This is a genomic window from Blattabacterium cuenoti (genome assembly GCF_014252015.1).
Classification (GTDB): Bacteria; Bacteroidota; Bacteroidia; order Flavobacteriales; family Blattabacteriaceae; genus Blattabacterium; species Blattabacterium cuenoti_U.
In genome coordinates, this window is record NZ_CP059206.1 from 39,838 (window position 1) to 50,900 (window position 11,063).

Annotated in this window: 10 protein-coding genes and 2 tRNA genes; 11 read left to right on the forward strand and 1 reads right to left on the reverse strand. The window is 24.7% G+C overall.

Annotated features, from left to right (window positions below; all coding sequences use genetic code 11):
- Positions 1-4: 4 nt before the first annotated feature.
- Together H0H50_RS00155 and H0H50_RS00160 are read left to right on the forward strand one after the other, a co-directional pair.
- A tRNA-Pro gene (locus H0H50_RS00155) sits at positions 5-79 on the forward strand.
- A gap of 11 nt (positions 80-90) precedes the next feature.
- Positions 91-164, forward strand: a tRNA-Arg gene (locus H0H50_RS00160).
- Here the strand turns inward: H0H50_RS00160 and clpP are convergent.
- The gene (clpP, locus tag H0H50_RS00165) at positions 162-833 is read right to left on the reverse strand and encodes an ATP-dependent Clp endopeptidase proteolytic subunit ClpP (RefSeq protein WP_185867168.1); all 672 of its coding nucleotides are present in this window, start codon (positions 831-833) and stop codon (positions 162-164) included. The two genes, H0H50_RS00160 and clpP, sit on opposite strands and share 3 nt — an antisense overlap.
- A gap of 111 nt (positions 834-944) precedes the next feature.
- Between clpP and H0H50_RS00170 the strand changes: the two genes are divergently transcribed.
- From H0H50_RS00170 to H0H50_RS00210, 9 genes are all read left to right on the forward strand, one after another.
- On the forward strand, positions 945-2,402 hold the full coding sequence (locus H0H50_RS00170) for a lipopolysaccharide biosynthesis protein (RefSeq protein ID WP_185867169.1): 1,458 nt from the start codon (positions 945-947) through the stop codon (positions 2,400-2,402).
- Positions 2,403-2,411: 9 nt separating this feature from the next.
- Positions 2,412-2,789 (forward strand): dCTP deaminase/dUTPase family protein, encoded by a 378-nt coding sequence (locus tag H0H50_RS00175; protein WP_185867170.1) that lies wholly within the window; start codon positions 2,412-2,414, stop codon positions 2,787-2,789.
- 14 nt (positions 2,790-2,803) lie between these two features.
- Positions 2,804-3,823 (forward strand): sugar nucleotidyltransferase, encoded by a 1,020-nt coding sequence (locus tag H0H50_RS00180; RefSeq protein ID WP_185867171.1) that lies wholly within the window; start codon positions 2,804-2,806, stop codon positions 3,821-3,823.
- Positions 3,824-3,869: 46 nt separating this feature from the next.
- Positions 3,870-4,052 carry a Sec-independent protein translocase subunit TatA/TatB gene (locus tag H0H50_RS00185; protein WP_185867172.1) on the forward strand — a complete coding sequence of 61 codons (183 nt, stop codon included), beginning with the start codon at positions 3,870-3,872 and terminating at the stop codon, positions 4,050-4,052.
- 79 nt (positions 4,053-4,131) lie between these two features.
- Positions 4,132-5,235 carry a lytic transglycosylase domain-containing protein gene (locus tag H0H50_RS00190; protein WP_185867173.1) on the forward strand — a complete coding sequence of 368 codons (1,104 nt, stop codon included), beginning with the start codon at positions 4,132-4,134 and terminating at the stop codon, positions 5,233-5,235.
- A 69-nt stretch (positions 5,236-5,304) separates the two neighbouring features.
- A complete protein-coding gene (gene recA / locus H0H50_RS00195; protein WP_185867174.1) occupies positions 5,305-6,291 on the forward strand; it encodes a recombinase RecA in 987 nt (328 codons plus the stop codon).
- Positions 6,288-7,058: an MBL fold metallo-hydrolase gene (locus tag H0H50_RS00200; protein WP_185867175.1), complete on the forward strand. Its 771-nt coding sequence runs from the start codon at positions 6,288-6,290 to the stop codon at positions 7,056-7,058. Before recA ends, H0H50_RS00200 begins: the two co-directional genes overlap by 4 nt.
- 35 nt (positions 7,059-7,093) lie before the next feature.
- Entirely contained in the window at positions 7,094-10,255 is a 3,162-nt protein-coding gene (gene ccsA, locus H0H50_RS00205) for a cytochrome c biogenesis protein CcsA (RefSeq protein ID WP_185867176.1), read from the forward strand.
- A 3-nt stretch (positions 10,256-10,258) separates the two neighbouring features.
- Positions 10,259-11,053 (forward strand): lysophospholipid acyltransferase family protein, encoded by a 795-nt coding sequence (locus H0H50_RS00210; protein ID WP_185867177.1) that lies wholly within the window; start codon positions 10,259-10,261, stop codon positions 11,051-11,053.
- Positions 11,054-11,063 lie beyond the last annotated feature (10 nt).

Genomic DNA, 11,063 nt, shown 5'->3' on the forward strand with positions numbered 1-11,063 from the left:
AAAACGGGGTATAGCGTAGTTTGGTTATCGCGCCTGGTTTGGGACCAGGAGATCGTAGGTTCAAATCCTGCTACCCCGATGCTAAGGTAAGATCACGTAGCTCAAATGGATAGAGCAACTGCCTTCTAAGCAGTAGGTTACAGGTTCAAATCCTGTCGTGATCATTTTTTACCTTCTAATATTTCATCTATCATCCCGTATTTTTTAGCTTCTATAGAAGTCATCCAGTAATCTCTATCCGAATCTTTTTCTATTTTTTCAATAGGTAATCCTGAATGTTTCGATATAATTTCATAAAGCTCTTTTTTCAATTTTAAAATTTCACGAACTGTTATTTCAATATCAGAAGCTTGTCCTTGTGTTCCTCCTATAGGTTGATGAATCATGATTCTAGAATGTTTTAATGCTGATCTTTTATTTTTTACTCCTGCACAAAGGAGAACCGCAGCCATTGATGCGGCCATTCCAGTGCAAATTGTCGCTACATCTGGTTCTACAATTTGCATTGTATCATATATACCTAATCCAGCATAAACATCTCCTCCAGGAGAATTAATATATATTTGTATATCCTTCATAGAATCTACAGATTGTAAAAATAATAACTGAGCTTGTACTATGTTTGCTACTTGATCTTCTATTGGAGTTCCTAAAAAAATAACTCTATCCATCATCAAACGAGAAAAAACATCCATTTGAGCTACATTTAATTTTCTTTCTTCAACAATATAAGGAGTCATAAACTTAATATATTCATCAATTGTTAAGCTACTGATTCTTTTATGTTTTATAGCATATAGCATAAATTCTTGTGATTTTTTATGATAATCCATTTTTTTATGTTAAAAATTTCATCAAAGTTACTTTCTTCCGTGTAAAGTTTCGAAAAAAAAAAGTTGATACGTGCATAAAAAAATGCAGAAATTAGAAACTTTAATATTAAAATGAACTTGTACAAAAAATTAGCTATACAAACAATTCTTTATTCTATAGGATTTATATTTCCCAAAATTGTTAATTATGTTTTTTTAAAATTTTTCACTGTTTTTTTTAAAAGAGAAGAGTTTTCTCTTTATACAGATATGTACGCACTATCTTTTATAGTTATAGGATTTCTTTCTTTTGGATTAGAAAATACTTACTTTAGATTTTTATATAAAAAAAATTATAATAAAGAAATTGTTTTTTCCACGGTAGTCATAATGCAATTATTGATTAGTTCTTTTTTTTTAATAATTTCTATCAATTTAATAAACTACTTGTCTTTTGCTGCTGGATATCATAATCATCCAGAATATTTCCTCATGTTTTTTTTAATTATATTTTTTGATACAATTTGTATTATTCCTATGGCTTGGCTTCGTGTAAATGATAAACCATTACAATATTCCACAATAAATATAATAAACATATTAATACAATCATTTATCATAATATATTTATTTTTTTGTTATAAAAATATTTATGAAAACAAAACTTTATTTTTTTTCATTTTTAAATGGGTTAATTCTTTTACAGATAAAATAGGTTATATATTTTTTGCAAACATGATTTCTTCTTTAGGTAATTTTTTTTTAATACTTCCTATTCTTTTAAAAAAAGTAACTATAAAAAAATTTAATAGAATTCTTGCTATGAATATGTTCAGTTATGGTATTCCTATTATGTTAGGAACTATAGCTTTTTCTATTAATGAAAATCTAGATAAGATTTTGATAAAAAGATATATTTCAGATGAAATTAACGGATCCTATTCTGCTTGTTATAAAATAGCCGCTTTTATGAGTTTATATCTCAGAATTTTTAAATTAGGGATTGAACCTTTTTTTTTTAAAAAATCTAAGGATTCCGATGCTATACTTTATTATGAAGAAATCACTTATATATTTATTCTATTTGGATTAATTTTTTATGTATTAATATGTGGAAATATTAACATATTTATGAAATTTTTAATTGATGAAAAATATCATGTAGCTATACCTATTATTCCTATAATAATGATGGGAAATCTATTTCTGGGAGTTTATACTAATTTATCCATTTTTTATAAAATCATAGATAAACCTCTTATTGGAACTTACATCTCCTTAATAGGTGTATTTATTACTTTTTTATTTAATGTTATTTTTTTTATTTCTAATAATAGTTTTATGATTCCTGCATGGGGGACTTTGACATCTTATGGCAGTATGCTAACAGTTTTATACATTTGGGGTAAAAAAAACTTTTTTAAGTTTTGTTATAAAAAAATAAGAAATATCATAATTCATTTTTTATTTGCGCTTTTTATCGTTTTTATAATAAAAAAAGAAATGAAATTGAGTTTTTTATTACAATTTTTATATTTAACAATTATTCTTTTTTTAGAAAAAAAAAGATTGATTAATTTAATTAAATAAAAGTAAACTTTGTTAAAAAAAATATATCAATCAGCTTTGATTGCTAAGACCCAAAAATCTGTTTCTATTAATTTTTTGGAAAGAAAATTAATACCGACAGGTATTTTTATTAAAATTTCGATAAATACCAGATATTATTTCTTTTTGAAAAGAAAATTTATAGAATCTATTTGTATAATTCATTTAACAAAAAATAAAGAAGATATCTTCTATAAAGAAATCAATATAATTATAATTAATGTTTTTTTTAAAAATATGATTATTGAACCTTATGAAAAATTGGGAATATTAGATATAATTAAAGGTGTTAAAGTAAAATGGAATAAATGTTTGATTTTAAATCAAAGTATAAGAGGAAGTAATAGTTTTGGAAGCACTGGAATATAAAAATAAATAATAATATGAAAATTATAATACCCATGGCTGGAAAAGGGACCCGTCTATTCCCCCATACTTTAAATAATCCTAAACCATTTATTTCCATTGCAGGAAAAACAATCTTGAGAAGATTATTAGAAAGTTTGGCTAAACTTATTCAGGTTTTTTCTATAGAAGAAATTATCTTTATTGTGGGTAATTTTGGAAATAAAATAGAAAATCAATTAATAAGATTATCCCATGACATGGGGGTTAATCCTGTTATATATTATCAAATTATTCCACTCGGAACGGCAGATGCTTTATTAAAAGCTAAAAAATCTTTAACAGGGGAACCAATTATTGTCGCTTTTTCTGATTCTTTATTTTTTCATAATTCTTTTGATAAAGAAATTAATCATGAGGTAGATAACATAATATGGACGAAAAAAGTTAAAAATCCTCATTTATTTGGTATTGTAAAATGTGATTCTTCAGGATTTATTACACATTTTATAGAAAAACCAAACAATTATATTTCAAATCTTGCAATTGTTGGACTTTATTATTTTAAAAATAGTTTGTTTTTAAAAAAAGAATTACAATCTATATTAGATAATAATATTAAAAATGAAGAAGAATATCAGTTAACGTCTGTTTTAGAAAATATGAGAAAAAAAGGAGCAAAATTTACTAATAAAATAATTAAAGAATGGATGGATTTTGGAAATCATAAAAGAACTATTTATTCAAATTCAAGAATATTATCCATTGAATCCAAAAAATCAGAATTAATTCATGAAAAAGTTATTATAAAAAATAGTTTGATTATAAAACCTTGTTCTATAGAAGAAAATACAAATATTGAAAATAGTATTATAGGTCCTTATGTTTCAATAGGAAAATATGCAAAAATAAAGAATAGCAATATAAAAAAATCTTTAATTCAAGATTATACAAAAATTCAATATGCAAATTTAAATCATTCTATGATAGGAAATTACTCTATTTATAAAGGAGAAGCAAGAGAAGTAAGTTTAAGTGATTATTCTGTTTCAAAATAAATTATAAATTTGGAATTTTTTTATATTTGATAAAAATCCCATATACATGTATTTTTTTTATATATTACTTGGAACTTTTGGAACTACAGAAATTGTGGTTATTGTCATCCTCGCTCTTTTATTATTTGGAGGTAAAAAGATACCAGAATTAATGAAAGGGTTGGGTACCGGTTTGAAAGAATTTAAAAAAGCTTCTGAAGAAAAAAATTCAGAGTCTGAAAAAGAATAAAAAATTTTTCTTTCACTTTCCGTTTGTTTATTAGTACTTTTTTTTCTAAAATTTTAGAAATTAATCAAACTAATAAATAATGGGAACGACAACTATAAGAAATATTATGTTTTTTATGTTCATATTAAAAAGCTTAGCTATTCAAGCTATATCAAAACCATTTTTAGAACAAAAAAATGTAATAAATTTTCATAAAAGTATTTATCATCCAAAACTAGATTTAAATAATGTATGTATAGAGAAGTTGTGGAAAAAAATGTTAGGAGGAAAGAAAAAATCTTTATCTGGAAAAAAGTTATCTCATAATCATAATAATAAAAAAAATACTGTTATTACCAATATTAATGCTGAAGAATTAAGATTAAAACTTAATTTTCTAAATCAAAAATCTCAAATTAAAATACTTAAATATAACAGTATTGTACATGCATCTGTAGAAAGTTATCTTCGTATGGACAAATATATAGGTAGAATTATTTCATTGTCAGAGTTTTATTTTCCTATGTTTGAAGAGAAACTTGAAAATCACCGTCTTCCAAAAGAATTAAAATATTTAGCTATTATAGAGTCTAATTTAAATCCTATTGTTACTTCTAAAGCTGGAGCACAAGGAATTTGGCAATTTATGCCTGAAACTGGAAAAATATATAATCTTAACATTAATCATATTTATGACGAAAGAAATGATCCTATTAAATCTACAGAAGCAGCTTGCCGATATTTGAAATTTTTATATAAAAAAATAGGAAATTGGGAATTAGTTTTAGCCGCTTACAATGCAGGTCCTGGAACGGTAAATAAAATATTACAACATAATCAAAATAAAAAAGATTTTTGGGGATTATGGGAATCATTTCCGAAAGAAACTCAAAATTATATTCCAAAATTTATTGCTATAAATTATGTCATGAATTATTATAAAGAACATAATATTTCTACATACTATTCTTCTCCTTACAAATATAAATATAAAGAAACGGCATTAATCTCTATAAAAGAAAAAATTTCTTTGAAATTTTTTGCTTATAATTTAAATATTTCTTATCAAGATTTAATTCTTCTTAATCCAAAATATCTTGTAGACCTCGTTCCTCCTGGTAATAAATTAAGACTTCCAAAAAATAAGATTTTACTCTTAAAAAGTAAAGAAGGATCTTTTTTTAAAAAAAAAAATAAAAATTAACTATCTAAAACCCTATTATGTGTTTACAAGTAAAATTATTTTTTTGAATAAAAACTAATTTTCAAAATTATGAACGAAAAAATTGAACAAAAAAGAAAATCCTTACAACTTGTATTAGAAAAAATAGATAAAATATATGGAAAGGGAACTGTAATGCAAATGGGAGATTCTTATACAGAAAATTTAGAAATTATTTCTTCTGGATCTTTAAGTTTGGATATTGCTTTAGGAATCAAAGGGTTTCCAAAAGGTCGTATTATTGAAATATTTGGACCTGAATCTTCTGGAAAAACTACTTTAGCTTTACATGCTATAACTCAATCCCAACAATTAGGAGGTTTTGCCAGTTTCATTGATGCTGAACATGCTTTTGATCGTATTTATGCTAAAAAAATAGGAGTGAATATAAAAGAATTAATAATATCCCAACCAGATAATGGGGAACAAGCACTAGAAATCGTGGATAATTTAATTAGATCTAGTGTTATTGATATAATAGTGGTTGATTCTGTCGCAGCTTTAACTCCTAAAAGCGAAATAGAAGGAGAAATGGGGGATTCAAAAATAGGATTACAAGCAAGGTTAATGTCTCAAGCTTTAAGAAAGCTAACTTCTAGTATAGGAAAATCTAAAAGCATACTTATATTTATTAATCAATTAAGAGAAAAAATAGGAGTTTATGGGAACCCAGAAGTCACAACAGGAGGTCATGCTTTAAAATTCTATTCCTCAATACGACTAGATATACGAAAAGGAAATCAAATTAAAAGTGGAGAAAAAATATTGGGGAATAGAACAAAAGTAAAAGTAGTTAAAAATAAGTTATCTCCTCCTTTTAGAACTGCCGAATTTGACATTGTGTACGGGGAAGGAATTTCTAAAGTTGGAGAAATTTTGGATATAGGAGTAGATTTAGGAATTATTAAAAAAAATGCCTCCTGGTTTAGTTATGGAGATATAAAATTAGGTCAGGGAAGAGATTCTGTAAAAGAATTTTTTAAAAAAAAACAAAATATCATGAATGAAATACAGAAAAATATATATAGAAATATATGAAAATTACTTTTTTGGGTACTGGAACTTCTCTAGGAATTCCTATTATTGGTTCTAAACATCCAGTATGTTTATCTAAAAATTCAAAAGATAAAAGACTTAGAAGTTCTATTCTAATTGAAAAAGATCAGAAAAATTTTTTAATAGATTGTGGTCCAGATTTTCGTTATCAAATGCTAAGAAGTAATCATGAAAGATTAAATGCTATTTTTATTACACATGAACATCAAGATCACATAGGAGGGTTAGATGATGTAAGACCAATTAATTTTAATATGAATCAACCTATTCCTATTTATGGTTTACGTAGAGTTATAGAAAACTTAAAAAAAAGATTTTTTTATATTTTTTCAAAAAATAAAAAATCAAATGTTTCAAAAATTTCCGTTTATGAATTAGATGATTATAAAAATTTTTTTATCGTAGAAAATTATAAAATTTTTCCTTTATTGACATGGCATGGACAACTTCCTATTTTAGGTTTTCGTATAGAAAATTTTGCTTATATCACAGATGCTAGCCATATTCCCTTTCAAACAATACAAAGATTGAAAGGGATTAACATTTTGGTCTTAAATATATTAAGAAAAGAGATGAAACATAGTTTTCCTTTCATGCTTTCTGAAACTCTGAAGATCACTCAACAAATTTGTCCTCAAAAAACTTATTTAACTCATATTAGCCATACATTTGGATTTCATGAAGAAATTGAAAAACAATTACCTAAAGATGTTTATCTAGCTTATGATAAATTAATTATTTATGAATAAATGAAGTATTCCATGTTATAATAAAATACAAGTAAATGCAAACATTAAAAAAAATACTCTTTTCCACAAAAATCACTTCTTTTTTATTCTTATTGTTAGCCTTAACTATGGCTATAGCCACTTTTATAGAAAAAAAATTTTCTACAGATGTAGCAAAAGTATTTATTTATGAGTCTACTTGGTTTGAAATTATCACGTTATTTATCATAATCAATTTAATAGGAAATATATGGAAATACAAATTATGGAATTATAATAAATTCCCTTTATTTATTTTTCATCTGTCATTTATATTAATTTTTATTGGTGGAATTTTTTCTAGATATTTTAGTTTTGAAGGAACAATGTCTATAAGAGAGGGAGAAATAAATGATAAAATTTTTTCTAGAAAAAATTATATAAAATTAAAAATAAGTCAAGGATCTTATACTAGATTTTATTACGATCCTTATATTCTTTCCTCTTTTCATAATGGATATACAGGGGGTTTTGATTTTAAAGAAAATCCTTTGAAAGTGAAAGTTATAGATTATATTCCATGTGCTAAAATTATTTTATCAAAAGAAAAACCTAAAAAAAAAATTATAAAAATAGTTTCAGCAAATCAAAAAGGAAGAACTGAGCATTTTATTAAAAATGGTGACATCACAAATGTAAATGGGGTTCTATTTTCTTTTAATAAAGAAATTCCTTTTGGAATTAAAATTTTCGAAAAGAAAAATAAACTATACATAAAATCATCTTTTTCAGGAAAAAGTATTAATATGATAAATAAAAAAAGTAATTTTTTATTAAAAAAAAATGATAGTGTATTAAAAATAAAACATTTATATCAAATTTTTATTAATAAAAATAATGAAATTTTGCAATGGGTTATTCCTGAAGGAGTAGTGAAAGGAGAATTAAAATATGTAAAATCATGTAACCAGGAAGAAAATAATGAATTAAGTGCTATTACGGCAAAAATATTTTTTCAAAATCAATCTAAATTGATAACCTTTTTAGGAGGAAAAAATACAATGAACATGAGTTCTCCTTTATTTTTTAATAATTGTAAAATATCCATTGGATATGGGTCCATTTTTTTGAATCTTCCTTTCTTAATTCGATTAAGAAAATTTAAAGTGCAAAATTATCCAGGTTCTGGATTCCCATCTACTTTTATGAGTTATGTCACATTAATAAATAAAAATAAAAAAAAAGACCATTTAATTTATATGAATAATGTTCTTAATTATAAAGGATTTAGATTTTTTCAATCTGGATATGATCCGGATAAAAAAGGAACTCATTTTTCTGTTAATAATGATTATTTAGGAACATATTTTTCCTATACAGGTTATATTTTTATGAGTATAGGAATGTTTCTCACCTTATTTTGGAAAGGGACAAGATTTAGTTTTCTTAAAAAAAAACTTAAACATTTATCTTGTAAAAACTATTTTTTTATTGTATTCTTTTTATTAAGTTTATTAAGTATACAAAATGTTGTATTTGCTCAAATACATGAATTTAATAAAATTCCTATTCCTATAGAAAATCTTTTCGATGCTGTTCATATTCCTAAAAAGCATAGCGAAAATTTTGGACGTTTGTTAGTCCAAGATCATAAAGGTAGAATTAAACCTATAAATACAATCGCTATTGAGTTATTGAGAAAAATACATAAAAAAGATTCTATAGGAAGTTTAGATGCTAATCAATGGTTTATATCTATACACCAAGATAATATTTTTTGGACAAAAATACCTTTTATTAAAGTTGATAAAAAAGGAGGATTTAAATTTTTAAAAAAAGTAAAAGCAAATCGACAATATTATGTTTCTCTAATGGATTTATATATTATAGATTCAAAAACTTCAAAACTAAAATTTCTTCTACAAGAAGATTATGAAAATGCTTTTTCTAAAAACCCTATTCAGAGAAATGAATATGATAAAGCAGTGCTTAATCTTAGTGAACGTGTAGGAATAATACATGAAATTTTTCAAGGAAGGTATATTCGTATTTTTCCTATCCCTCATGATATCAATCATACTTGGTCTAGTTGGATGATATCAGAGACAAATAAACTAAATCCTACAGGTTTCTCTATGTTTAATAATTATCTTAAATCTTTATCATTTGCTCAAAATGAAAAAAACTGGAACATTGCGAATGATGAAGTTCAAAAAATACGATTATATCAATTCAAATATGCCAAATCTATTTTGCCTTCAGAAAATAAAATATATGCAGAAATTATTTATAATAAATTGAATATATTTTATGTATTATCTTTTCTGTATGCTTTTTTTGGAATAATTATTCTTATTAATTCTTTTTTTCTAATTTTTTTAGAAAAAAAGAATATATTTTTTTTTTCTAAAATACTTATTATCATTTTATTCATTCTATTTATTTCAAATTTTTTAGGTTTAATTGCCAGATGGTATATTTCTGGACATGCTCCATGGACTAATGGATATGAGTCAGCAATTTTTATTAGTTGGAGTTTAATTGGAATAGGTTTTCTATTTTATAAAAATCAATTTGTTTCAGGAATTACCGCTTTGGGTTCATCTATTTTATTAATGGTAGCACATGGAAATGCAATGGATCCAGAAATAACCAATTTGGTTCCCGTTTTAAAATCTCATTGGCTAATTATACATGTAGCTACCATAACTTCAAGTTATGGTTTCTTTTTAACAGGAGCATTTTTAGGATTTTTAGTCTTGCTTTTTTTTATATTAAAGGCATATTTTCCTAAATATAGCGATATGATTCATGTTCATATTGAAAAATTGACCATTATTAATGAAATATGTTTAACTATAGGGCTTTTTTTATTAACTATAGGAACTTTTTTAGGTTCTGTTTGGGCTAATAATAGTTGGGGACGTTATTGGAGTTGGGATCCTAAAGAAACTTGGGCATTGATTAGTATAATGATTTATGCTTTTGTATTGCATACTCGATTAGTTCCATATTTAAAAAGCATATTTACTTTTAACTTTTACAGTATATTATCAGTAAGTTCTATATTAATGACTTATTTTGGAGTAAATTACTATTTGTCAGGACTGCATTCTTACGCAAAAGGAGATCCTGTTTCTATTCCTCGTTGGATATATTATAGTTTGTTAATTTTGTTAATTATCACTATTTTATCTTATTATTCATTTAAATTTCATAGAAAAAAAATATATAAATAAACAGTGAATTTTCATTCGTCTTTTTTTAAAAAATATTTAAAAAAAAAAGAAAGTACTCTATTTAGAGATGCATTTGGAAATTTGCATTTTATAAAACGTTTTCTAATTTTTACTTTCGGTTGTATATCTTATAATCGTTATAATGGATTCAATCAATTGCACTTGGAAGGAACTGAATATATAAAAGATTTACCTGATAAAAAAGTCCTTTTCGTATCTAATCACCAAACTTATTTTGCAGATGTTTTTGCTATGTTTCATGTTTTTTGCAGTGTAAAAAATGGTTTTATCAATACTATTAAAAATCCGATTTATCTTTTAAATCCTAAAGTCAATTTATATTATGTTGCGGCTAAAGAAACTATGAACCAAGGTTTTTTAACTAAATTATTTACTTATTCAGGGGGAATTACAGTAAAAAGAACTTGGAGAGAAGGTAAAAAAAAAGTTAATCGTTCCGTAGATATATCTGAAATAACTCGTATGGGTATAGCTATTAATGATGGTTGGTTAATCACTTTTCCACAAGGAACAACTGAAGCTTTTGCACCTGGACGAAGAGGAATAGTTCATGTAATTAGGAAATATAGCCCTATTGTTGTTCCCATTGTGATTGATGGATTTCAAAAAGCTTATGATAAAAAAGGAATCCGAATTAAAAAAAAAGGAGTATTACAAAAAATGAAATTTAAAGAACCAATTCAATTAGATTTAAAAAATGATACGACAGATTCTATCATGGAAAAAATTATGGATGCCATAGAACAGTCTCCTAAATATAGGAAAGATAACTTCTAAATGCTAAATA